At 71.0% G+C, this 23,728-nt stretch carries 19 protein-coding genes; 5 read left to right on the top strand and 14 right to left on the bottom strand.

What is annotated here, in order from left to right; genetic code table 11:
• Positions 1-196: 196 nt before the first annotated feature.
• From IPK24_21705 to IPK24_21740, 8 genes are all read right to left on the bottom strand, one after another.
• The gene (locus IPK24_21705; protein MBK8078099.1) at positions 197-559 is read right to left on the bottom strand and encodes a biotin/lipoyl-binding protein; all 363 of its coding nucleotides are present in this window, start codon (positions 557-559) and stop codon (positions 197-199) included.
• Positions 560-603: 44 nt separating this feature from the next.
• Entirely contained in the window at positions 604-873 is a 270-nt protein-coding gene (locus IPK24_21710; protein ID MBK8078100.1) for a hypothetical protein, read from the bottom strand.
• Between the two features lie 22 nt (positions 874-895).
• Positions 896-2,434, bottom strand: a complete 1,539-nt coding sequence (locus tag IPK24_21715) for an acyl-CoA carboxylase subunit beta (GenBank protein MBK8078101.1) — start codon at positions 2,432-2,434, stop codon at positions 896-898.
• 62 nt (positions 2,435-2,496) lie between these two features.
• The gene (locus tag IPK24_21720) at positions 2,497-4,032 is read right to left on the bottom strand and encodes a methylmalonyl-CoA carboxytransferase subunit 5S (GenBank protein MBK8078102.1); all 1,536 of its coding nucleotides are present in this window, start codon (positions 4,030-4,032) and stop codon (positions 2,497-2,499) included.
• A 47-nt stretch (positions 4,033-4,079) separates the two neighbouring features.
• Positions 4,080-4,757 carry a hypothetical protein gene (locus tag IPK24_21725; protein MBK8078103.1) on the bottom strand — a complete coding sequence of 226 codons (678 nt, stop codon included), beginning with the start codon at positions 4,755-4,757 and terminating at the stop codon, positions 4,080-4,082.
• Positions 4,758-4,890: 133 nt separating this feature from the next.
• The gene (locus tag IPK24_21730) at positions 4,891-5,868 is read right to left on the bottom strand and encodes an exopolyphosphatase (GenBank protein MBK8078104.1); all 978 of its coding nucleotides are present in this window, start codon (positions 5,866-5,868) and stop codon (positions 4,891-4,893) included.
• Positions 5,865-6,428 carry a DUF501 domain-containing protein gene (locus IPK24_21735; protein ID MBK8078105.1) on the bottom strand — a complete coding sequence of 188 codons (564 nt, stop codon included), beginning with the start codon at positions 6,426-6,428 and terminating at the stop codon, positions 5,865-5,867. The genes IPK24_21730 and IPK24_21735 overlap by 4 nt, the downstream gene beginning before the upstream one ends.
• The gene (locus IPK24_21740) at positions 6,425-6,787 is read right to left on the bottom strand and encodes a septum formation initiator family protein (GenBank protein MBK8078106.1); all 363 of its coding nucleotides are present in this window, start codon (positions 6,785-6,787) and stop codon (positions 6,425-6,427) included. The genes IPK24_21735 and IPK24_21740 overlap by 4 nt, the downstream gene beginning before the upstream one ends.
• Between IPK24_21740 and IPK24_21745 the strand changes: the two genes are divergently transcribed.
• A complete protein-coding gene (locus IPK24_21745; protein ID MBK8078107.1) occupies positions 6,771-7,007 on the top strand; it encodes a hypothetical protein in 237 nt (78 codons plus the stop codon). The two genes, IPK24_21740 and IPK24_21745, sit on opposite strands and share 17 nt — an antisense overlap.
• A gap of 714 nt (positions 7,008-7,721) precedes the next feature.
• Here the strand turns inward: IPK24_21745 and eno are convergent.
• From eno to IPK24_21765, 4 genes are all read right to left on the bottom strand, one after another.
• Entirely contained in the window at positions 7,722-9,005 is a 1,284-nt protein-coding gene (gene eno, locus IPK24_21750; protein ID MBK8078108.1) for a phosphopyruvate hydratase, read from the bottom strand.
• Between the two features lie 146 nt (positions 9,006-9,151).
• On the bottom strand, positions 9,152-10,177 hold the full coding sequence (locus tag IPK24_21755; protein ID MBK8078109.1) for a MazG family protein: 1,026 nt from the start codon (positions 10,175-10,177) through the stop codon (positions 9,152-9,154).
• Positions 10,178-10,185: 8 nt separating this feature from the next.
• Entirely contained in the window at positions 10,186-10,731 is a 546-nt protein-coding gene (locus tag IPK24_21760) for a hypothetical protein (GenBank protein ID MBK8078110.1), read from the bottom strand.
• A gap of 199 nt (positions 10,732-10,930) precedes the next feature.
• The gene (locus IPK24_21765; GenBank protein MBK8078111.1) at positions 10,931-12,016 is read right to left on the bottom strand and encodes a P1 family peptidase; all 1,086 of its coding nucleotides are present in this window, start codon (positions 12,014-12,016) and stop codon (positions 10,931-10,933) included.
• 239 nt (positions 12,017-12,255) lie between these two features.
• On the opposite strand from IPK24_21765, the gene IPK24_21770 reads away from it, so the two are divergent.
• Complete coding sequence (locus tag IPK24_21770) at positions 12,256-14,313, top strand: DUF222 domain-containing protein (GenBank protein ID MBK8078112.1); 2,058 nt, start codon at positions 12,256-12,258, stop codon at positions 14,311-14,313.
• Between the two features lie 62 nt (positions 14,314-14,375).
• Positions 14,376-15,314, top strand: coding sequence for an SMP-30/gluconolactonase/LRE family protein (locus IPK24_21775; protein ID MBK8078113.1), 939 nt, complete (start codon positions 14,376-14,378; stop codon positions 15,312-15,314).
• 40 nt (positions 15,315-15,354) lie between these two features.
• Here IPK24_21775 and mfd read toward each other — a convergent pair whose 3' ends face one another.
• Together mfd and IPK24_21785 are read right to left on the bottom strand one after the other, a co-directional pair.
• Positions 15,355-19,050, bottom strand: a complete 3,696-nt coding sequence (gene mfd, locus IPK24_21780; protein ID MBK8078114.1) for a transcription-repair coupling factor — start codon at positions 19,048-19,050, stop codon at positions 15,355-15,357.
• Positions 19,051-19,155: 105 nt separating this feature from the next.
• Positions 19,156-20,784 (bottom strand): hypothetical protein, encoded by a 1,629-nt coding sequence (locus IPK24_21785; GenBank protein MBK8078115.1) that lies wholly within the window; start codon positions 20,782-20,784, stop codon positions 19,156-19,158.
• A 98-nt stretch (positions 20,785-20,882) separates the two neighbouring features.
• Here IPK24_21785 and IPK24_21790 point away from each other — a divergent pair, with 98 nt between their 5' ends.
• Both IPK24_21790 and IPK24_21795 read left to right on the top strand, forming a co-directional pair.
• Positions 20,883-22,277, top strand: a complete 1,395-nt coding sequence (locus IPK24_21790) for a hypothetical protein (protein MBK8078116.1) — start codon at positions 20,883-20,885, stop codon at positions 22,275-22,277.
• 5 nt (positions 22,278-22,282) lie between these two features.
• Positions 22,283-23,638, top strand: coding sequence for a hypothetical protein (locus IPK24_21795; GenBank protein MBK8078117.1), 1,356 nt, complete (start codon positions 22,283-22,285; stop codon positions 23,636-23,638).
• The last annotated feature ends 90 nt before the right edge of the window (positions 23,639-23,728 follow it).

Here is a 23,728-nt window from a genome sequence, read left to right on the forward strand (position 1 = left end):
ACCCACGCTACTGCACACTGCGCACTACTGCGCGAACAACACCCCATCAACACCCCACCAAACCTGCCCATGCTCCGCGGGTGACGCGTCCCGACAGCTTGACAACGCTGTCATCGGGCCTCAGCGGAGCATCGGCAGTCACCTGCGGAGCATGAGCGGGTTGGGTGGGGTGTGGTGGTGTGGTGTCGCGGGCGGGTCAGGCCCAGGTGAGCAGGGGTTGGCCTCCGCCGACGGTGGCGCCGACGGTGACCTCGACGGTCGCGACGGTGCCGTCGTGGGGGGCGGTGATCTCGGTCTCCATCTTCATGGCCTCGAGCACCAACAGGGTCTGGCCGGCGGTGACCTCCGCACCGCCCTCGACCAGCACCTTCACCACGGTGCCGGCGATCGGCGCGGTCAGGCTGGACGACGCGGTGGCCGGCGCCCTGGCCGCCGTCGGCGTCACGCCGTACGCCGTCGGGCTGGCCATGGCGAGTTGGGCGAAGGTGGGTTGCGCCTCCTCGGCGACCTCGACCTCCACGTCGTAGACCATGCCGTTGACGGTGACCTTCAGCTTCATGACCCGCTCCTCTGCGCCGTCAGCGCACTGTGTCGTCTGCGCCGTCAGCGCACTGTGTAGACGGACGAATGCGAGTGGTGCTGCCCAGCGCGGCCGTGGGCACCCCACACGCCCTGGCGGCGCAATCGCACCTGCTTCACCGTGGCCCGCGTGCCCAGGTAGGCGGCCACCGCGGCCGAGATCGCGATCACCACGTCCTCGGGGACCTCGCCCTCGGGGTGAAAGCTGTGCAATCGCGCCTCCAGCGCATCGACCCGCTCGGTGAGCGCGGCGATGGTGGCCTCGAGTTCGGCGATCCTGGCCGTCTCATTCATGAACAGCTCCCGGTTCGAGGTGTCACAGCGGGATCAGCCCGTGCTTCTTGGGCGGGCGCGACTCGCGCTTGCCCGACAACGTCGCCAGCGCCCGCGCCACCATCCGCCGGGTGTCGGCCGGTTCGATGATGTCGTCGACCAACCCGCGGGACGCCGCCACGTACGGCGTCGAGAACGTCTCGCGGTAGAGCGCGACCAGTTCGGCCCGCTTGGACGCCGGGTCGTCGGCCTCGGCGATCTCGCGGCGGAACACCACGCCCGCCGCGCCCTCGGCGCCCATGACGGCGATCTCGGCACTGGGCCAGGCGTAGACCCGGTCGGCGCCGAGGTCCTTGCCGCACATGGCCAGATACGCCCCGCCGTAGGCCTTGCGCAGCACCACGGTCACCTTGGGCACCGTGGCGGAGGAGTAGGCGAAGAGCATCTTGGCCCCGTGCCGGATGATGCCGCCGTGTTCCTGCGCCACCCCGGGCAGGAAGCCCGGCACATCGACCAGGGTGAGCAACGGGATGTTGAACGCGTTGCAGAAGCGCACGAATCGCGCCCCCTTGTCGGATGCGTCGATGTTCAGCACCCCCGACATCACCGCCGACTGGTTCGCCACCACCCCCACCGAATGCCCCGCCACCCGGGCGAATCCGATCACCAGGTTCGGTGCGAAGCCGGCTTGCACCTCGAGGAAGTCACCGGCGTCGGCGATCCCGGCGATGACCTCGCGGACGTCGTAGCCCTTCTTCGGATCGTCGGGGATCAGCGAGTTCAGCCGCTCGTTGCGCGGCACCGCCTCGAACCCCTCGACGTAGGGCGGTTCCTCGGTGTTGTTGGCCGGCAGATAGCTGAGCAGCTTCTTGCAGATCGCGGCGGCGTGGGCGTCGTCCTCGGCGACGAAATGGCTGACGCCCGAACGGGTCAGGTGCGCCTCGGGGCCACCGAGCGCCTCGGCGGTGACCACTTCACCGGTGACCTGGCGAATCACGTCGGGCCCGGTGATGAACATCCGTGAGGCCCGGGTCTGGATGATGAAGTCGGTCAGCGCCGGTGAATAGGCCGCCCCGCCTGCGCACGGCCCGGCGATGATCGAGATCTGCGGGACGACGCCGGACAGCGCCACATTGGCGTAGAACACCTTGCCGTAGCCCGACAACGAGTCGATACCCTCCTGCACCCGGGCGCCGCCAGAGTCGTTGAAGAACACGAACGGCGTGCCATTGGCCAGCGCCGCGTCCAGCATGTGGGCGACCTTGATCGAGTGCATCTCCCCCGCCGACCCGCCGGCGACCGAGAAGTCCTGACTGGCCAGGTGCACCGGGCGGCCCATCACGGTGCCGCTGCCGGTCACCACGCCATCTGCCGGCAAGACTGCGGTGTCCATGCCGAAATGCGTCGTCCGGTGCTGGGCGAACAGGCCGATCTCCTCGAACGAGCCCGGGTCGAGAAGCGCCGTGATCCGTTCTCGTGCCGTCAGTTTGCCCAGCTCGTGTTGCTTGGCGTGACGCTCGGCGCCGCCCCCGGCCTCCACCGTGGCCCGCTCGGCCCGCAGCCGATCGATGCGCTCGGCCATGCCGACCGGCGGGATCGTCGCCTTCGGCGGCGACGGCTCCGGTGCGCTGGTCTGTTCGGTGGTCATGCCGGCCGCACCGAGACCGTGTGGGTCCGGCCGTCAACGGTGATGTCGTAGCTGATCGGCATGCGTACCGGCCCGCTGCCGGTATCGCCCGCCGCCGCCACCCGCTCGGCCTCGACCTCGGCCGGATCGCGTCCGACGTTCTTCGGCCCCTGACTGCGGGTGGTGAAGAAGCCGGGAGCGACCTTGGGGAACATCGCGTAGGTGAGCACGTCCTCGTCGCTGCCGTCGAACCCGTCCAGCCCGGCGGCCTGATCCCGCAACGCGTCCCACTCCGGTGCGATCAGGTCACCCGGACGGACCGTGATCGGCTCCTTGCCGGTCTGCGCCCGGGCCTTGGCCACCACCTCGGGATCCATCTCGCCCAGGGTGTAGCCGTAGTAGCCGAGCATGAGGTCGGCGAACTCGGCGGTGAGCACGTGGTAGCGCCCCATCAGCACGTTGAACACCGCCTGGGTGCCCACGATCTGACTGGACGGCGTCACCAACGGTGGGTAGCCGGCCGCCTTGCGCACCCGGGGCACCTCGGCGAGCACCTCGGCCAGCTTGTCCCCGGCGCCCTGCTGCTTCAGCTGGGACTCCATGTTCGAGATCATGCCGCCGGGGATCTGGCTGTCGAAGATGTCGGTCTCGACCGAGAACGAACTCATGAACTGGGCGTAGCGCGGCTTGACCGCGGCGAAGTGTTCCTTGACCCGCCCCAACAACACCTTGTCGAGGTCGGCCACGAACCCTGTGCCCTCGAGCATCTCGACCATCGACTCGGTCGGGTTGTGCCCCGGCCCCAGGCTCATCGACGAGATCGCGGTGTCGACCACATCGGCGCCGGCCTCGATGGCCTTCATCAGCGAGACCAGGGTGACCCCGGTCGTGGCGTGGCAGTGCACGTTGACCTGCATACCGGGCAACGCCTGCTTGATCGCGGTCACGATGTCGAACGCCGGCTGCGGCTTCAGCAAGGCCGCCATGTCCTTCAGCGCCAACGAGTCACAGCCCAGGTCGGCCAGGTTGCGGGCCAGCTCGACGTACCCCTCGACGGTGTGCAGCGGCGAGACGGTGTAGCAGATCGTGCCCTGCGCATGCTTGCCGGCCCGCTTGACGGCGGCGATCGATCGCTCGACATTGCGGACGTCGTTGAGCGCGTCGAACACCCGGAACACGTCCATGCCGTTCTCGGCTGCCGCCTCGACGAACCGGTCGACCACGTCGTCGCCGTAGTGGCGGTAGCCGAGCAGGTTCTGGCCGCGCAGCAGCATCTGCAGGCGACTGTTCGGCAGCAACTCGCGGAAAGTGCGCAACCGCTGCCACGGATCCTCGTTGAGGAAGCGGATGCACGCGTCGAACGTCGCCCCGCCCCAGCACTCCACGCTCCAGTACCCTGCGGCGTCGATGTCGGCGCAGGCCCCCACCATGTCCTCGAGGGCCATCCGGGTCGCCATCAGGGACTGATGCGCATCACGCAGCGCCAACTCCGTGATGCCAACTGTTCTGCCACGCGTCACGCGCGCTGTGTTGTCACCGTGCAGCTCGGCCATGGCCACAGCGTCGCACTGGTCACGGAACGACGGTAGCCCCGACGCGCTCAGCGGGCGAGGTAAGCCTTCGCATAGCCCAGAGGCGCCTCGGCCGAGACCGAGCTGACCAACTGCAGCACCACACCACGGTGGTACCAGGTCAGGATCGTCGAGCCCTTGCGGGTCGCCACCGTCACGCGGCCCCCGGTCAGCTTCTGCGTCCGCACCGTGTAGCCGCTCTTCGGCAAACCCGCGACCAGACTGGCGACCAGCGAGTTCTCGACCGTGGTGTCCCCGGCGTGGGCCGCGTCCAGCGCCCGGGCGGCAATCGAACCGATGGCGTCCTCACCCTGAGACACCGACACCACGGTGGGCGGCCCGAGCACGCCGGCCGGTTGCGGACGTGCCGCCAGGAAGGCCGCCACCACCGACGCGGGGGCCTTGGAGTAGCTGTAGCCCTTCAGTTTCGGCAGGGTCGGCGGGCGTAGTGCCACCCCGGACGGCGACACCCCGGGCTGCGGTGACACCGCCGCCAGGGCGGTGGCAGGTGCCGACGCCCCCGACGAGACCGACGGGGCACCCGCAGCACGGGACGGCGTGGCACGGGCCGTCGAGGTCGAGGTGACCGCGATCACCGACACCCCGACGGAGGGGACCGAGAGCGCCGGACCCGATTCCTGCTGAACGGCGAAGCACCCGGACAGTGCGGGCACGATCAGCGCCACGGGCAGCATCGTCGTCCACACCCGACGAGCCCGACGAGCCTGCGGAGCCCGACGAGATGGCCTGCGCGATCCCACGTATGCCCTCCCGACAACGACCCTGCACGACCTGACCCTGCGACCCGCTGCACGCTACCGCAGCCCTCACGGCCCCCCGTCACGCCGACTCGGCCGCCGACCAGGCGATCCCGTCGAGAATGTCGTGCTCGCTGGTCACCACCTGCTGCACCCCGGCGGCCGCCGCGACCCGGTCGAGCACCCCACGCCAGATCAGTGCACCGGCCACGATCACGTCCACCCGGCCCGGGTGCAGGTAGGGCAGCGCGCGCCGCTGATCACTGGTCAGCGCGGCCATGTCGTCGCAGGCCGCGGTCACCGTGGCCACGGGCAGCACCGCACCGTGAATCCGTTCCGGCTCGTAGCGCGGCAGCCGCAGGGCGTGCGCGGTCAGGGTGGTCACCGATCCCGCCAGGCCCACCAGAGCCCGGGCCCGGTGCAGCGGGACGACGCGCGCGACGTCGTCCAGGGCTGCCTCGAGATCGGCGCGGATCGCCGCGAGGTCGCCGCCGTGCCGTTCGAACAGCCGCACGCAGCCGACGTCCACCGACCGCGAGGCCAACGGCGCTGCCGCGGTCGGCGATCCCGGAACACCGATCTCGCCCAGGACCACCTCGGTGGATCCCCCTCCGATGTCCACCACGAGCACGGGCAGCCGCTCTTCGGCCGGCACCGCGATCGCCTCCAGCCCGCGGGTGGCGCCCAGGAACGACAGCGCGGCCTCCTCGGCCCCGGTGATCACCTCGGGCTCCACGCCGAGCAGCTCGCGGACGCCGTCGATGAACACGTGCGCGTCGGCGGCGTCCCGGCTGGCCGAGGTCGCGACGAACCGGATCGCGCTCACGTCGGCGTCCCGGCAGGATTGCGCGTACTCGGCGGTCAGGCTCAACGCCCGCTGCAGCGCGGCCGGATCGAAGCGCCCGGTGGCGTCCACCCCCTGCCCGAGCCGCACGATCTCCATGCGCCGGTGGACGTCGCGCAGGTGCTGCGTGGCCGGGTCGACATCAGCGATCAGCAACCGCAACGAGTTGGTGCCGCAATCGATCGCCGCCACCCGCCGGACGCCTCCGCCGCTCATCGGGCCGCCTCGCCACGGAGTGCATCGCCGACGGCGACGCAGGGGCCGTCGGCCCACCACGCATCCAGCGTCTCGCGGGTCTCGTCGCCGAGCGGGTTGACCCCCGGCCCGGCAGCCAGCGCGTGCGCCAGCAGCACGTGCAGGCACTTGACCCGGTCGGGCATGCCCCCGGCCGAGACCCCGTCGATCTCGGGTACCTCGCCGAGTTCGGCTCGTCGGGTCAGGTAGTCCTGGTGAGCTCGCCGGTAGGCCACGGCCAGCTCGTCGTCCTCGGCCAGCCGCTGCGACATCCGGCGCATCAGACCGTCCGCCTCCAACGTGCCGACCGCCGATGCCGCCCGGGGGCAGGTCAGGTAGAACGACGTCGGGAACGGGCTGCCGTCGTCCAGCCGGGGTGCGGTGCGGACGACGTCCGGCAGGCCGCAGCCGCAGCGATGGGCCACCTCCACCACCCCGCGAGGGGTCCGGCCGAGTTGGGCTTCGACGGCGCGCAGGTCCTCATCGGTGGGCGGATTCACGTCGGCGAGACTACGGGAGGGCAGTGCCGGCAGCGGCCTCAGGGCTGGGCAGGCTGGCGCGTGGTCGGATCACCGGCCGTTGTCACCGAGCCCCACAGGGTGTCGTACCAGGCTCTCGCCGCGTCCTGATGCGGTACCGCCACCTCGGCCAGGCGCGGGTCGGCGGAGGCATCGGTCACCGTGTCGTCGACCAGCGAGTACGCGATCTCCCCCGGCTTGACGTAGTTCAGCCGGGCTCGGGCCTGCGTGGCGACGTAGGCCGGATCCTTCCACCGCGCTCGCTCGGCGGTGAGCTGTTCGACGTCGCGTTGCAGGGTCGCCATCTCGTCCTGCGCGGCAGAGATCTGCGACCGCTGACTCACCCACGGCCGCACATACGGCGCGATGAGCAGGATCAACACCACCACGACGCCGGCGAAGGCGGTCATCGGCCGGATCACCGGGGGGCGGTTGTTCGCCGGTCGCGTCGTGCGCGCGGTGCGGGCAGCCCCGGCTGCAGAGCGCGAGGCCGGCCGGGACGCCGGACGCGCCGATGCCTTGCTGGACGGGCTGCTGGACGGCCGGCTCGACCCACCCGGTGCCCCCGAGCGCGCCGGGGCGGGGCGACGACGCGCGGGTTGAGCCGGTGATGCGGACGAGCCGGTGGTCTTCGCACCCCCGCCGCCGGCAGAAGGCGTGGCCGACGAGCGCGGCGCCGGTGCCGTCGGCCGGCGAGTGCTCGTCGAGCTGGACGAGGTGCTGGTCCGGCCACGAGGTGCCGCGGGACGACGCGTCGTCATCACAGCCTCCCTCCGTGGCATCGCACGACTACCTGGAGCTTGTGATCGATCACGGCGAGTCGCAGGCGGCCAGGCGTGAATCGACCATCGCACGTCACGACCCGCGAATCACGGAGGGAGCGGCCCGATGCAGGCGTGTCGCATGAGGCTGGTGTTTCAGATGTTACGTGTGGGGTGATTTCGTCCGACTTGTGATCACGACATGTTCGCCTCGCCGTCCTGCGCCCCGCCCACCCTCACCTCGGGGTCTGGCGACCCCCCACCCCTGACCCCACCCCTAGCCCTTCACCCCGCCCCTCACCCTTCGCCCCACCCCTCGCCCTTCACCCCGCCCCTCACCCCACCCGCAGCACCAAGATCACTGTTAGCTCGCAGTTTGCTCCGGGTGAGCCGGTGCAAACTGCGATCTAACGGTGATCATGGTGCGGTAGGCGATCATGATGCTGGGGTGATCATGGCTCAGGGGTGATCGTGACCCCGTGGGGTGATCACGACAGCGGAGGGCGCCGCCACCCAACGGGTGACGACGCCCTCCGACGTCGAGCAGTGACCGAACCTACTTCGCGGCGTACCGCGGGAAGGCGCCGGCGCCCGCGTACACCGCGGCGTCGTCCAGCTCCTCCTCGATGCGCAGCAGCTGGTTGTACTTGGCGACGCGCTCGCTGCGGGCCGGGGCACCGGTCTTGATCTGGCCACAGTCGGTGGCGACGGCCAGGTCGGCGATGGTGGTGTCCTCGGTCTCGCCGGAGCGGTGGCTCATCATGCAGCTGTAGCCGCTGCGGTGGGCCAGGGCGACCGCGTCCAGGGTCTCGGTGAGCGAGCCGATCTGGTTCACCTTGACCAGCATCGAGTTGGCGGCGCCGAGCTCGATGCCCTTGCGCAACCGAGCCGGGTTGGTCACGAACAGGTCGTCACCGACCAGCTGGGTCCGCGAGCCGAGGGCCGTGGTGATCGCCACCCAGCCCTCCCAGTCGTCCTCGGCCAGCGGGTCCTCGATCGAGACGATCGGGAACGCATCCACCAGCGAGGTGTAGTACTCGGTCATCTGGGCGGCCGACTTCTGCGCACCCTCGAACGAGTAGGAACCGTCCTTGAAGAACTCGGTCGAGGCGACGTCCAGGGCGAGCGCGACGTCCTTGCCGAGCGAGAACCCGGCCGCCTCGATGGCGACGGCGATCAGGTCGAGCGCCTCACGGTTGGTCGGCAGGGACGGCGCGAAGCCACCCTCGTCGCCCAGCCCGGTCGCGTAGCCCTTGCCCTTGAGCACCGACTTCAGCGAGTGGTAGACCTCGGCGCCCCAGCGCAGCGCCTCACGGAAGCTGGCGGCGCCGATCGGGGCGACCATGAACTCCTGGATGTCCACGCCACCATCGGCGTGAGCGCCACCGTTGAGGATGTTCATCATCGGCACCGGCAGGATGTGCGCGTTCGGGCCACCGAGGTAGCGGAACAGCGGCAGGTTGGCCGAGTCGGCGGCGGCCTTGGCCACGGCGAGCGAGACGCCGAGGATCGCGTTGGCGCCGATCGAGCCCTTGTTGTCGGTGCCGTCCAGGTCGAGCATCGCCTGGTCGATCATGCGCTGGTCGGCGGCGTCGAAGCCGAGCAGCTCGGGGGCCAGCTGGTCCATGACCGCGGTCACGGCCTGCTCGACACCCTTGCCGCCGTAACGGTTCTTGTCGCCGTCACGACGTTCGACGGCCTCGAAGGCACCTGTCGAGGCACCCGAGGGAACCGCGGCACGGGCGATGGTGCCGTCGTCCAGTGCGACCTCGACCTCGACGGTGGGGTTGCCACGCGAGTCGAGGATCTCGCGGGCGCCTACGGCTTCGATGCTTGCCACGGATGGTCTCCTTGGGCTGTCGGGCGGTACGGATGGCGCAAAGGGTGGTCGCTTCGCGACTGTGTTCACCCTATCGACGCAGGCACCGGCGGCCTTCCGACGACAGTCCCAGGTTCGACGACGAGATCGGCCTCGATCAGACTCGATCAGGCGAGGCGGTTCAGGGCCGTACGCAGGCTCGCCTCGGCGTCCAGGCCGCTGCGCCGAGCCCGCTGGACGGCGTCCAGCAGCGCCCGCGCGAGCGGATCGGTCACCCTGTCGTCGAGCAACGCATCGGCATCGCCGAGCCGACCGAGCATCTTCTGCGCCCGGGCGAGCGCCGGCAGGCTCGCTGGAATACCGTCGAAGAGGCCCTCACGCTGCTTCTCCGCCGCCTTGATCTGTTCCCAGTTGGCCATCACCTCGTCGGCGTTCTCGACGTCCACATCGGCGAAGACATGGGGGTGGCGGCGCACGAGTTTCTCGACGATGCCGGCCGCCACCTCGTCGATGTCGAACGGATCCTCGGGCCGCTCCTCGCCGACGCGGGCGTGAAACATGACCTGCAGCAACAGGTCTCCGAGTTCCTCGACCAGGTGGGCGCGTCGCTGCGGGTCGTCGTCCGGACGCTCGACGGCCTCGATGACCTCGTGCGTCTCCTCCAGCAGATAGGGCAGCAGGCTCTCGTGGGTCTGCTCGGCATCCCAGGGGCACCCGCCCGGCGAGCGCAACCGGTCCATCACGGCCACCAGGTCGAGCAGGCGCGCGCCGGGGACGTCGTGCGAGCCGACGATCACCTCGAGCTCGGGGGGCTGGGCGGCCACCGCCAGCTGCGACAGGTGAACCGCCAGCGCGTCGGTCAGGCCGGGGTCGCCGTCCGCCGACCCGAACCACACCGCCTGACCAGGCGCAGCCTCGTTTGACGTGGTCGATGTCACGATGCTCACGGTCGTCGCGCGGGTTCCGGGTGAGGCCGTGGACAGTAACCGGGCAGCGCGCTCGCCGACCTCGACCTCGGCCAGGTCGATCACGTCGATGCCGGCCTCGGCGAGGGCGTCGAGCCATGCCGGGTCGGGGTTGGCGGCGAACACGCCGTCCGCTGCCTGCAACGCCTGCCAGGCCGGCCAGGCCAGCAGCCCGGGTGCGCTACGTGGGCTGACGACGATCAGGACGATGCGGCCCGTGCCGCTCACCTCGTACGTCAGGACGCCGCCTGCTTCGTCGTGTCGGCGACCAGCCAGTTCGGGACGGCCGGCACGATCGCGACCTTGTCCCGGTCGAACTGGCCGTACCGCGGGCTGACGGCGATGTCGGCCTTCTTCAGGTCGGCCACGATGGCATCGAGCGTGGGCTTGGCCTTGTCCTCACCCAGGGTGTTCAGCGCCTGTAGCGAGTCGTTGGCCCGAATGGCCGCCACAGCAGACTCACTCGGGTCGGCCACCTTGGTGGCGAGCTCCTGTCGGGCCTGGGCCTCGGAGACACCCACCCCGTTGGCGGCGGCGGCATTGACCAGCCGAGGGCCGAGCAGCAGGAAGAACAGCACCTGGGACGGCGCGACGTCCTGGCCGGTGAAGGCGGCGATGTCCGTCGTGGCCTGCTGCACGTCGCCCACCGGGATCCGCCGTCCGTCGATCACCGCGGCTGCCCCCGCCTGGGACGAGCAACCGGTGCCGGTCACCGTCAGGCCCACCGCGAGGGTGGCCAGGGCGATCCGGCGGGCGATCCGGGCAGAACGAGTGGAGGTCACGACGATCCCTTCGTGCGTCAGCCGCTGCGCGCGCAGCTCACCGGGAATGCTAGCGCCGTCCCCACCCCGTTGCGTGAGGCCACCCCCCAACCTGCTCATGCTCCGCGCGTGCCCGTTCATGCTCCGCGGCTGACGCATCCACGCCCTGGCAGGGTCTGATTCGGCGACACCAGCGGAGCATGACCAGCCAGGTCGGTCGTCAGCGCAGCGCGGCCAGACGGTCGAGCGGGATCGCGTGCACGGTCGCGCCGCGGAATCCGGTCATCGTCTGCGCCGCACAGAGCGCATTCCAGATGGCCTCCTCGGTCGCCTCGGCCACGCCTCGGAACAGCGGCGTCATCGCCTCGTGCGGCAGGGTCCGGACGTCGAGTGGCCCCGTGGCGGTGGCCGGGACCCGGTTGCCGGTGGCGAACGCCAGGAAGATGTCGCCGCTGGAGTCGCTGCCGAAACCCCCCACTCGGGACAGGCCCACCGTGGCCCGGCGAGCGAGGCGGGTGCACTGATCGGCGACAAGGGGAGCGTCGGTGGCCACGACGACGATGATCGACCCGGTGTCGCCGGAGGCCGCCGGGGTGTCGTCGGGGGGCAGCGGCACCACGGTGTGGTCGATCGCACGGCCGACGGCGCGTCCGCCGAGGGACAGCAGCTCACGATGGCCGTAGTTGGCCTGCACCAGCACGCCGACGGTGTACTGCTCGTCGGCGGTGGCAACCAGTCGGGACGAGGTGCCGATGCCGCCCTTGAACCCGTGGCAGATCATGCCGGTGCCGCCGCCCACGTTGCCCTCGGCGACCGGGCCACGACCGGACGACGCAGCGGCGGCGTCCAGGGCTTGGTGTACGTGCTCGGCACGCAGCCCCCGGGCGTGGATGTCGTTCAGGGTGCCGTCCCAGGTCTCACCGACCAGGGGCAGGCACCAGTCGATCTCGGGAGTGCGCGCCACCTCGTACGCGACGAGTTCGTCGCGCACCAGGCCGACCTGGTCGGTGTTGGTGATCGCGATCGGCCCGGCGACGAGGCCGGATTCGGACAGCCAGTGCGAGCCGGTGAGCTCACCGTTGCCGTTGAACGAGGACAGCCCGCCGTAGGCGAGGTCGCTGAGCTCGACCGCCGGACGGGGCATGATCACCGTGACCCCGGTGCGCAGGGTCGCGGGCTGGTCGGTGATCACGGTGGCGTGGCCGACCCCGACGCCGGGCACATCCGTGATCGCGTTCCAGTGCCCGGTGGGCAGGGAGCCCAGGGTGAACCCGAGCTCGCGCAGGCGTGTTCTGGTCTCACTCATACGCCTTCTCTATCAGGTCGCTACCGCCGGAATGGCTCGGAGTCGTTCACACGTGGCGGCGCCGGCTCGTGGCACGCCTCGGAATGTCGCCGTCGTCGCGAGGTTTGGGAGGGGTCGACGTTTCCGTTCGATGGATTCAGCGCAAAGTGACCCGTTGCACAAAAGTCGTTCTGCTGCAATGGTTTTCATCGCCTACCGAGCCAGCTTGGTTGTCGGTGGTCGCCCGTAGTGTCCGATTCATGGAACCGGAGCAGACACCCACCCCGGACGGCGAGGACGCCGCCGTCGGGAACAGTGGCCTGCCCGGTCTCCCGGACGACGAGGCCGACACCATCGGGATGAGTGCATCGCCGGTCGCCACGGTGTTGGATGCGGTCTCGGCTCAGCTCCGGTTGTTGCAGACCGCGCCCACCCTGACGCTGTCGGACGGCGAGCTGCGCGACGCGCTCATCGCGGCCCACCGGGTCGCCAACCAGGTCGAGGCCGCGGTACTGCACCTGGTGCGGGCGGTGGATGACCGGCCGGAAGCGATGCCGACCTGCGCACCCGGCAAGGTCGCCGCCACGTTCCTGGTCCATGCGCTGCGCATCGATCCCGGCACCGCGGCCCGCGACGTCGCCGCCGCCCGTGCCCTGGACCAGGACGGCGCCGGGGTCGGCGTCGACACCGGACACGACGGCTTGGGTCCGGACGGCGCCGCCACGTTGGGGTTACCCGAAGTCGGTGCGGCGCTGGCGGCCGGGGACATCTCGCGTCGTCATGTCGACCATGCCACCGGGTGCCTGGGGCGCATCGACAAGGACGTGCTCACCCACATCGACCCGGACGGGATCTCCGGGGTCCAGCGGGTGGACGAGTTCCTGGCCGAGATGGCCCGCAAGCACGCCCCACACGTGTTTCGGCGGCTGTGTACCCAACTCGAAGAGGCGTTGAACCCCGACCAGGGCTTCGACCCGAAAGCCCACGAGAAGCGGTACCTGCACCTGGGCACCGACAGCAACGGGATGCTCATCGGCCGGTTCGCGCTCTCGCCCGCGGACGGGTTGATCGTCCGGAACGTGATCCACGCGTTGAGCAAACCCACCAAGGTCAGCACGACCACCGACACCGAGGCGGACGCTGAGGCTGGTGGGGACGGGCAGGTCCAGGGTGAACTGCCGCTGCGTGACCCAAGGACCGCCGCGCAACGCCGCGCCGACGCCTTGACCCACCTGGCGCACCTGGCGCTGCACCGCGGCAGCGACCCCGACACCGACGAGGGACCACCCGCCGACCCAGCCCCCAGCGCCACCTCCACCCCGACGGACACCGCCACCAGCGGCACCGACACTGGCAGCGGCACCAAGAGTGGCAGCGGCAAGGCTGCTGGCGGCACTGCTGCTGGCTGTGGCGGTGCCAGCGTGGATGGCGGCGGCTCAGCGCCGTCCGCCAGCCGGGCCATCACCCCGCAGGCCGCCGCACCCACCACCCGGCCCGTGCCCACCACTCGGCGCGCGCCCACCCCACCGCCCTCCACCGGCGTGCACATCTCGCTGATCGCCACCCTCGACCAACTCACCGCCGCCCTCCGACCCACACCCACCCCCGGCGCCGGCCTCGGCAGCGACCTCGGCCCCGGCGGCGGACCCCTACCCCGCCACGTCCTGGCCCAGAACCTCTGCACCGCCCTGATCTCCCCCACCCTCCTCGACAGCGGCGGAGCCGTCCTCGCCCAAGGCCGAGCCCAACGCCTGGCCACCCCCGCCCAACGCCGGGCGGTGTTCGCCCGAGACCGGGGATGCATCATCCCCGGCTGCACCGCGCCTGCGGACTGGTGCGACGTCCACCACGTCACCCCCTGGGCTGACGGCGGACTGACCGACGTCGACAAGATGGCCCTGGTCTGCAACCGGGACCACACCGCCGTCCACGTCGGCATCTGGACCATCCAGATGATCAACGGGGCGCCCTGGGTCATCCCACCCGCCTGGATCGACCCCCACCAACAACCCGTCCGCAACACCCTGCACGACGACGAACACACCGCCCACCAGCTCGCCCGACACCTCGGCGAACAACTCACCCTCGACCTCGACACCGGTTCACGCGCCGACTGGGCCACCGGGCAGTCCGACGACGACGAACCCCGCTCACCCGAGTGGCGCCCCCACCCAGAGTGGCGCTCGGCTCCCGAGTCTGGCCCGACGGCCGATTCGCGGCGGACACCCGGGTCGCACCGGCCACGGGAGTCGTCCGAGCCATCACCAGAGTCGCCCGAACCATCACCGGAGCCGTCCGAGCCACTGGAGGATCGATGATGGCCCCCGTCCCGACACGCGCGTCTGATGACCGAACAACACCCCGGGGCCCACCATGGGGCATGACGTTTCGCGTGATCCCGGTACCTGGATTCGGGGCCGAAGACGTGGCGGTCGCCCTCGCCGGCCCGGACGAGGGGATGGTGTTCACCGGCACCGAGGACGGGGCCATCCACCGGATCGCACACGACGGGCGCCGGGTCGACACCGTGGCCCACACCGGGGGGCGGCCGCTGGGCATCGAGTATCTGCCCGAGGGGCGTCTGTTGATCTGCGACGCCCGCCGCGGCTTGTTGCTGATCGACCCGGAGACGGGTGGCGTGGAGGCTGTCATGGACGCCGTCGACGACCGGCCGATGGTGTTCTGCAACAACGCGGCGGTCGCGGCGGACGGTACGGCCTACGTCTCGGACTCCTCGACCGTGCACGGCATCGACCACTGGAAAGCCGAGATCCTCGAGCTGACCCGCACCGGCCGGCTGCTGCGGCGCGGGCCGGGCGGCGAGGTCGAGGTACTGCTCGGCGGGCTGGCCTTCGCCAACGGGGTGGCTCTCGCCGCCGACGAGTCGTTCGTCGCCGTCGCCCAGACCGCAACTCGGGTGGTGTCCCGCTCTTGGCTCACGGGTGCCCGAGCCGGCACGGACGACCTGCTGGTCGCCGACCTGCCGGGCTACCCCGACAACATCGCCCGGGGCAGCGACGGCTTGATCTGGGTCACGATCGCCAGCCCGCTCGACGGCCTGGTCGAGGGGCTGCAGCGCGGCCCGTTGTGGCTGCGGCGGGCGGCAACCCGGATCCCTGATCGTCTGCAGCCGGCGCCGAAGCGGACCATCCGGGTGCAGGCCTACGACAACGACGGCCGGCTGATCCACGATGTCCGGGTCGACGATCCGGGTTCCACGTCGCAGTTCCACATGGCGACCGGTGTGCGCGAACACGACGGGCGGGTCTGGTTCGGCAGCCTGCACGAGCCGGCCGTCGCCGTCCTCGACCTGGACTGACGCAGATTCACCGGACTGACGCGGATCGGCGCCTACCCGTTCAGCGACCGGCCGCGGCCACGGAGGCCGCTGCGGCGACCGAATCCAACAGGACCGCGCGAATCAGGTCGGCGGCCCAATCCAGCAGTGGGACATCCCGCAGCCCCTGCCCGCCGACCCTGGCGGTCATCGGGCGCGGCACCAGGATGGCCGACGTGGCCGGCTTGATCAGCGAACCGGGGTAGAGCCGCTTCAGGCGCATCTGGCCCGAGTCGGGCAACTCCACCGGCCCGAAGCGCACCTGGTTGCCCTGCAGGCCCACGTCCGTCAGGCCGGCGCGACGGGCCAACAGCCGGAACCGGGCGACATCCAACAACCGCTCGGCCGGTGGCGGCAGGGCACCGTACCGGTCGACGAGTTCGGCGCGGACGGCGTCCAGGGCCTGGTCGGTGACCACCTCGGCGATCTTGCGGTAGGCCTCGAGGCGCAACCGCTCCCCCGGCACATACTCATGCGGCAGATGCGCATCGACCGGCAACTCGACCTTCATCTCGGCGGTCTGCTCGCCCTCACCCTCACCGCGGAACTCGGCCACCGCCTCACCGACCATGCGCACGTACAGGTCGAACCCGACCCCGGCGATGTGCCCGGACTGCTCCCCGCCCAGCAGGTTCCCGGCGCCGCGGATCTCGAGGTCCTTCATGGCCACCTGCATGCCGGCACCCAGATCGGTGTGCGCGGCGATGGTCGCCAGCCGGTCGTGCGCGGTCTCGGTCAACGGCCGCTCCGGCGGGTACAGGAAGTAGGCGTACGCCCGCTCCCGGCCACGCCCGACGCGACCGCGCAGCTGGTGTAACTGACTGAGCCCCAACACATCCGCCCGCTCCAGAACCAGTGTGTTGGCATTCGAGATGTCCAGCCCCGTCTCGACGATGGTGGTGCACACCAGCACGTCGAACCGCTTCTCCCAGAAGTCGACGATCACCTCTTCGAGCCGGTGCTCGCCCATCTTGCCGTGAGCGGTGGCGATGCGCGCCTCGGGTACCAGTTCACGCAACCGCGCTGCCGCCCGCTCGATCGACTCGACCTTGTTGTGCACGTAGAAGACCTGGCCCTCACGCAGCAGCTCTCGCCGGACCGCCGCCGCGATCTGCTTCTCCTCATAGGGGCCGACGAAGGTCAGGACCGGATGGCGCTCCTCGGGCGGCGTGGCCAGGGTCGACATCTCCCGGATGCCGGTGACCGCCATCTCGAGGGTGCGCGGAATCGGCGTGGCCGACATCGCCAGCACGTCGACGTTCGTGCGCAGCTGCTTCAGCTTCTCCTTGTGCTCGACGCCGAACCGCTGCTCCTCGTCGACGATCACCAGGCCGAGGTCGGCGAACTTCACCCCCGCCGACAACAGCCGGTGGGTGCCGATCACGATGTCGACCGACCCGTCGGCCAGCCCGTCGAGCGTGGCCTTGGAATGCGACTCGGACTGGAACCGCGACAGCGCCCGCAACCGCACCGGGAAGTTGGCGTACCGCTCGGTGAAGGTCTCATAGTGCTGCTGCACCAGCAGCGTTGTCGGCACCAACACGGCGACCTGCTTGCCGTCCTGCACCGCCTTGAACGCCGCCCGCACCGCGATCTCGGTCTTGCCGTACCCGACGTCGCCGCAGATCAGCCGGTCCATCGGGATCGGCTTCTCCATGTCGGACTTGACCTCGTCGATCGAGGAGAGCTGATCGGGGGTCTCGACGTAGGCGAAGGCGTCCTCGAGTTCGCGTTGCCACGGGGTGTCCGAGGCGAACGCGTGCCCGCTGGAGGCCATCCGCGCGGAGTACAGCTGGATCAGTTCCCCGGCGATCTGGCGTACCGCCTTGCGCGCCCGGCCCTTGGTCTTGGCCCAGTCGCCGCCGCCCATCTTGTTGAGCTGCGGCGCCTCACCCCCGACGTACCGCGTCACCTGGTCGAGGGAATCGCTCGGCACGAACAACCGGTCACCCGGCTGGCCCCGCTTACCGGGCGCGTACTCGATCACCAGGTACTCACGGGTCGCCCCGCCGATGCTGCGCTGGATCATCTCCACGTACTTGCCCACGCCGTGCTGTTCGTGCACGACGAAGTCGCCGGGCCGCAGCTGCAGCGGGTCGACGATCGCCCGGCGCCGGCTCGGCAACCGGCGCATGTCCTTGGTGGCAGAACGGGTTCCGGAGATGTCGGTCTCGGTGAGCAGGGCCAGTTTCAGCTCGTCGGCGATGAACCCGTGCTCGATCGCCGCCGTGGTCACCTGCACCACGGACGCCGCCGGCGCGCCGTCCAGCGAGGCCACCAACCGAGCCGGGACGTCGGCGCCCGAGAGCACCTCGACCAGCCGTTTGGCCGGCCCCGCCCCCTCGGTCGTGGCCACCACCGACCACCCGTCGTGCACCAGCGCCCGCAGATCGGCCAGCGCCCGCTCGACCTCACCGCGGTAGCCCACCACCTCACGAGCCCCGATCGTGACGACCTCGGCGAGGTCCTCGAACGAGCTCGGCTCGGCCGGCTCCCTCGCTTCGCCCGATCGGGTGCGCTCGGCGATCTCGTCCAGCTCGGCATCGCGCGCCAACGAGGTCAGCGACCACCACGGGATGCCGGAGTCGAGGGCGTGCCCCCGCACCTGTGCCAGCGTCGCGTAGCTACCCGCCGCGAGATCGACGGCGCCGAGCTCGCCGTCCAGCCCGGCCCCGAGGTCACGCAGATCGACCGGGATGGCGTTGCCCGCCGAGGCGTTGGCCCACGAGGCGGCCAGGAACTCCTCGCTGGTGGCCACCAGGTCGTGAGCGCGTCGCCGTACCTTCTCGGGGTCGATCAGGACGACGTGGGTGTGCTTGGGCAGCAGGTCGAGCAGCGGCTCCATCCGCTCGACCAGTACCGGCGCCAGCGACTCCATGCCCTCGGCGGCGATGCCCTCGGCGAGCTTGGCGAGCAGGTCGGCCACCCCGGGCAACCGCTCGGCGGCCGCAGCGGCCCGCGCCTTGACCGTCTCGGTGAGCAGGATCTCGCGGCAGGGCGGCGCCCACACCCCGGACGGCGCGACCTCGAGCGAGCGCTGATCGGCCACCGAGAACCAGCGCACCTCCTCGACGGTGTCGCCCCAGAACTCCACCCGCAGCGGATGGTCCTCGGTGGGTGGGAAGACGTCGAGGATGCCGCCCCGGACAGCGAACTCCCCCCGCCGCTCGACCATGTCGGTCCGCGTGTAGGCAGCCGCGGCCAGCGCCTCGACGACATCGTCCAGAGCCCGCTCGTCGCCCGGGCGCATGGCGATCGGCTCGAGGTCACCGAGCCCGGCGATCACCGGCTGCAGCACCGCCCGGATCGGGGCAACCAGAACCTGGATCGGCCCGGCCGGGCCGACCTCGCCGTCCTGCACCGGAGCCGGGTGGGCCAGCCGGCGGAACACGGCCAGCCGGCGTCCCACCGTGTCCGAGCGCGGGCTGAGCCGCTCGTGGGGCAACGTCTCCCACGCGGGGAGCTCGGCGACGGCGTCCGGCGGCAGGTAACAGCGCACCGCAGCAGCGATGTCCTCGGCCTCGCGCCCGGTCGCGGTGACCACGAGGACCGGACGATCGCCACCATCCGGTTGGGCGAGGGCGGCCAGGACCAGTGCCCGGGCGCCTGGTGGGGCGACGATGTCGAGCTGACCGACGCCACCTGCCCGAGCAGCCTCCAGCACCTGGCCGAGCCCCGGGTCGGGACGGACGGCGTCGAGCAGGCCGGTGAGCGTCATGCAGTAGTTCTAACCCGCGGTACCGACAGTGGCCCAATCAGCCGGGATCGAGTAGCGGGTCCGGCGGACGCCGACCGTGGTCCGCGCCGTCGGATCGAGCCGGCCTCAGGACTCGTACCAGGGCTTGGTCGGTGCCGGCAGGGGCGGGCCGGCCTGCGGCCGGATCGAGCGACGCGAGGGGTAGGGCGAGGTGCCCGTGCCCGGCGTCGGCGCCGCCGTCGCCGGGTTGCGGTGGCTGCCGTTGGCCGACACCCCGAAGCCCCTGGCGGGTTGCGGCGACGGGGACGGAACCGGAGCGGTCGGGATGCCCTTCACGGGCCCCCGTGACCCCGGCACCTGCCCGGGTGTGGCCGGGCGCTCGGTGGGGGGCGGAGCGGGCCGGGTGGGCGCCGGCCCCGGCGTGGCCGAGGAACCGGACGGCGTCTCGCCCGGGCGGGAGGGGTCACTCGCGGCGGACTCGGCGGACGGCTCGTCGTCCAGCTCGGCCTCGGCGTCGGCATCGGCGTCGGCGTCGGCGTCGGCATCGGCATCCGCAGACTTCTCGGCCGTCACCTCGGCGTCCTCGGGCGAATCCTCGGCGTCGGCGTCTACCTCGGCGTCGGCGTCCTCGGCCTCGGCCTCGACGTCGGCGTCGGTGGACGTGTCGGTGTCCGTCGCGACGTCCTTCTCGGCGGCAGGGTGCTCGGCGGACGGCTTCTCGTCACCGTCCTGATCCCGGCCGCCCGGTGCCCCCGAGCCCCGCGAGACCGGCGTCGCCGGCTCGGTGAGAGCGTCCGGCTTCGCGTCGGACTTCGCGTCGGGCTGCGCGTCGGGCTGGGACTCGGGCATCGGCGCCCAGGCCACGGGGAGCGGCGCGGGCGGGTTCACCGGCATCCGCCGATCACGGACGACGGCACTGTCGCGCGAGCGACGCCGCGGCAACATCACGGAGAGAATCAGGCCGGCGATCAGACCGCCGGCCAGCCCGATCGCGACGTCGACCACCGGGCGCGGCGAACTCTTGACGGTCGGCGGCACCGCACGCGTGATCACTCGTCCGCCCGAGGTGGCCTTGATCGAGGTGAGCTCACGCTGGTCGGTGAGCAGCGAGCGCAGCGTCTCCTGATAGGCCGAGGTCTGCCCGCCCTGCCCGATCCGCTGCGTCACGGTCTCGATCTGCGCGGTGATCGAGGCCAACCGCCGGTCGGCATCGGCCTGAGCCGAGCCCTCTCGGTAGGCGAGGTAGCTCTCGGCGACGGTCTGCGCGCCGGCTGCCGCGCCGTCCGGTGTCCCGGCGGCGAAGTGCAGGTTGAGCACCTGGGTGTCCTGTGGCGAGTCCACGGTCAGCGCGTCCCGGACGACGTCCGGCGACAGGTTCAGCTTCTCGCCCGCGGCGGTCGCGACGGCGGAGGACCTGGCCACCTGCGACTCGGTCAGCATGTTGATCACGCTCGACAGGTTGACGCTGCCGAATTGTTCGGCGATCACCGGCTGCACCACCACGCTGGCACTGGCGACGTAGGAGGTCGGTGCGGTGAGGGTGTACCCGATCGAGCCGACGACGCCGAGCACCACGCAGGTTGCGGCGAGCAGCCAACGTTCCCGCACCCGCGCCAGAATGTCCGACACGGTCAGCGTCTGCGTGGCACTGAAGCCGAACGAGGTGGCCGGCGCGAACGTGGTCGGCCAACTCAGGGTGTCCCCCGAGGCCGTCGCAGAGTCAGGTCCTGGCGAGGTGTCGATGCGCGCGTCCACGCAGTGACGCTCGGCCGCACCCCGACCGAACTGAAGAGAATTGGTGACAACGGGTGTTTGTTCTGTATCTATGAGTAGCCAAATGTCAGACTGCCCAGGTGCGTCACCCGGTCGCCGACTCGGGCCGACAGAGCGTCCCGCCCGTAGCTGGCCCGACGTTCGCGGCCCCGTTGTTGCGGGCCAGGGCGCTGCCGGCCTGGCCGTTCGCCACCCTGTTCGTGCTGTATCCGGTGTGGTGGGTCCTCGGCCTGACCCCGGTGGTCCTGCCGCTGCTCGGCGCGGTGTGCCTGTTCCTGATGGTGCTCCGAGGATCGATCCGGTTGCCCCCGCTGTGGTTCCTCTGGGTCAGCTTCCTGATCTGGGCGGGTGCCTCGTCCGTCATGGTCGACAGCCCTGGACGCCTCGTCGGCTTCGCCCAACGCCTGGGCGCCCTGCTCGGCGCCTCGCTGCTGGTGGTCTACCTGTACAACGCCCGCGAGCGCCTACCCCGCCGGCGGGCGGTGGCCGCGATGTCGTTCTTCGGCGTCTGGCTCATCGTCGGCGGCTACCTGGGCATGGCCTTCCCGCACTTTCGCCTGCGGACCCCGATGCTCGCCCTCGCGCCGACCTCGCTGGCCACCAACGACTACGTGATCGAACTGCTCAGCCCCCGGTTCGCCGAGGTGCAGCACCCGTACGGAGCCACCTCGGACTTCATCCGCCCCTCGGCGCCGTTCCCCTACACCAATGCCTGGGGACACACCTTCGTGCTGCTGCTGCCGATCGTGGCCGCCCTGGCGGTGCGGGCCTCACGCCGCACCCAGTGGCTGCTCGCCGCGGGCGTGGCGGTGGCGATCCCCCCGGCGCTGGCCACCTTGAACCGGGGCATCTTCGTCGGCGTGGCCGTCGCCGCCGGTTACCTGATGCTGCGGACCATCCGGCGCATGAGTCTGATCCGGGTGCTGCAGATCGGGACGACGCTCGTCGTCCTGGCCGGGGGGCTGTTGGCCAGCGGCGCCCTCGATCGGGTCACCGAACGCACCAGCACCTCCTCGACCACCCAGGACCGGGCGAGCCTGTACCGCGAGTCGTTCGAGCGCACCCTGGACTCACCCTGGCTCGGCTGGGGCGCCCCCCGCCCGAGCGCCACCCTGGACGTCTCGGTCGGCACCCAGGGGCACTTCTGGTACCTGATGTTCTCGCACGGGTTCATCGGCCTGGCCCTGTTCCTGGCCACCATCTGGGGCCTGGCGTTGGCCACCCGCCGGGTCGCGGACACCGAGACCCTGCTGCTGCACACCGTCGTGGTGGTGATCGGCGTGACCCTGTTGTTCTACGGCGTGGACGGCGTGCACCTGGTGCTGGCCCTGGGCAGCGCCGCGCTGGTGATGCGACCGGAGCTGCGCGAGGCATCGGCCCGCACGCCTCGTCCCAGCACGGCTCGTCCCGGCGGCACGGCACGATCCGACACCGCCCCCACCCTGCCCGGGCCGCGCCCGGGACGAGGAAGGTGACCTCGATGAGCACCGTCGACGGCCAGCGCGCCATCCCGGTCGAGATCGATCTCAGCCAAGACCACCGGACGGCGACCCCCGAGGACGAGCGGATGCGCGTCGTCCGCGCTCAGCTCGAGCACGTGTTCCCCCCGGCGCGGTTCCCGATGCGCCTGGCCTTCGGCGCGGTGCCCGAGGGGTGGCGCGAGATCGAGGCCTGGCGAGTGATCCCCCGCCGCGCGGCACCCCGCTTCCTGGTGCCGGTGCAGCCTGCCGCGGCAGCGCGACTGGTGCTGTCGCACAATGGATTACGCACCCGCAAGGTGGCGGCCACCCGGCGCCTGGCGGCGCTGGCGATGCGCCCCCTCGCGGCGTTCACCGGTGACCGAACGGTGCTGCGACTGTCGGCCCCGGCCCAGATCGGGGACGCCGACATCGAGCAAGCGGTGATCACCCGCCACCTGCGGCGTCGGCTGCCGCAGGCCACCAGCACCGCGATCAGCCTGCGTGACTTCCACCCCCGGGCCAAGCCCACCGTGCAACTGGTCGACGACCGCGGCCGGGTCGTGGCCTTCGCCAAGGTCGCCTCGGATCCGACCACCGGCGAACGGGTGCTCACCGAGGCCGACCTGATGGAGCAGCTCGGTGCCGGGCTCGATCCCGCGATCTCACCGATCCGGCTGCCCGCCGTCCTGGATGCCGGACGGTGCGGCCCGTTCGCCTACTCGGTGGTCGAGCCGCTACCGGACGACGCGCGCCGGGTGAGCGCGGACGACGAGGCGCTGGTGCTGCGAGCCCTGGCCGTCTTCGGCGCCGGCCGCTCGGCCGTGCGCACCATGCCGTTGGCCCAGACCGCACTGTGGGACGACGTGATGGCCCGGGCCACGGCCGCCCGATCGGCTCGCGCGGCGCGACCGGACCTGGTCGCCGGCCTCGAGCGGTTGACCGCGACCGCACTGCGGCTCGACGCGGCGGTGTCGGTGCCCGTGGGGCGCTATCACGGCGACTGGACCCCCTGGAACATGGGCATCAGCAACGGCGTCATCTGGGCCTGGGACCTCGAGTACGGCAGTCCCCAGGGTCCGCTGGGCCTGGATGCCCTGCGCTGGGCCTTCCAGGTGCAGCACGTCACCGGCGGGGCGACGTTCACCGAGGCCGTCGCCGCCATGACCGCCGCCGCCCCCCACGTGCTGGCGCCATTGGGCGTACCCACGACGCTGACCACCACCCTGGTCAGGTTCCACGTGATCGAGACCATGGCGACCGCGTTGGGACTGCTCGCCTCCGGGCGGGGATTGCCCGACGGCCTCGACCCGGACGCGGTCGAGGTGATGCGTTCCCTCGAGGGGCCGCACGTCCCGCCGGCACAGCGACGTCCCTGAGAGACCCACCCGACACCTCACCTCGGCGCATCACCTCAACTCCTCGCCTCGGCTCGTCGTCCGGACGGGGGGTCACCGCAGGCTGAACTC

This window comes from Kineosporiaceae bacterium, assembly GCA_016713225.1.
Taxonomy (GTDB): Bacteria; Actinomycetota; Actinomycetes; order Actinomycetales; family Kineosporiaceae; genus JADJPO01.

Excerpts from the sequence above, each read along its gene's own strand:
- IPK24_21770 (MBK8078112.1), top strand. The coding sequence starts at position 12,256 with ATGGAACCGGAGCAGACACCCACCCCGGACGGCGAGGACGCCGCCGTC.
- IPK24_21765 (MBK8078111.1), bottom strand. The coding sequence starts at position 12,016 with ATGAGTGAGACCAGAACACGCCTGCGCGAGCTCGGGTTCACCCTGGGC.
- IPK24_21775 (MBK8078113.1), top strand. The coding sequence starts at position 14,376 with ATGACGTTTCGCGTGATCCCGGTACCTGGATTCGGGGCCGAAGACGTG.
- IPK24_21730 (MBK8078104.1), bottom strand. The coding sequence starts at position 5,868 with ATGAGCGGCGGAGGCGTCCGGCGGGTGGCGGCGATCGATTGCGGCACC.
- IPK24_21715 (MBK8078101.1), bottom strand. The coding sequence starts at position 2,434 with ATGGCCGAGCGCATCGATCGGCTGCGGGCCGAGCGGGCCACGGTGGAG.
- IPK24_21720 (MBK8078102.1), bottom strand. The coding sequence starts at position 4,032 with ATGGCCGAGCTGCACGGTGACAACACAGCGCGCGTGACGCGTGGCAGA.
- mfd (MBK8078114.1), bottom strand. The coding sequence starts at position 19,050 with ATGACGCTCACCGGCCTGCTCGACGCCGTCCGTCCCGACCCGGGGCTC.
- IPK24_21795 (MBK8078117.1), top strand. The coding sequence starts at position 22,283 with ATGAGCACCGTCGACGGCCAGCGCGCCATCCCGGTCGAGATCGATCTC.
- IPK24_21710 (MBK8078100.1), bottom strand. The coding sequence starts at position 873 with ATGAATGAGACGGCCAGGATCGCCGAACTCGAGGCCACCATCGCCGCG.
- IPK24_21745 (MBK8078107.1), top strand. The coding sequence starts at position 6,771 with ATGAGCAGGATCAACACCACCACGACGCCGGCGAAGGCGGTCATCGGC.
- IPK24_21705 (MBK8078099.1), bottom strand. The coding sequence starts at position 559 with ATGAAGCTGAAGGTCACCGTCAACGGCATGGTCTACGACGTGGAGGTC.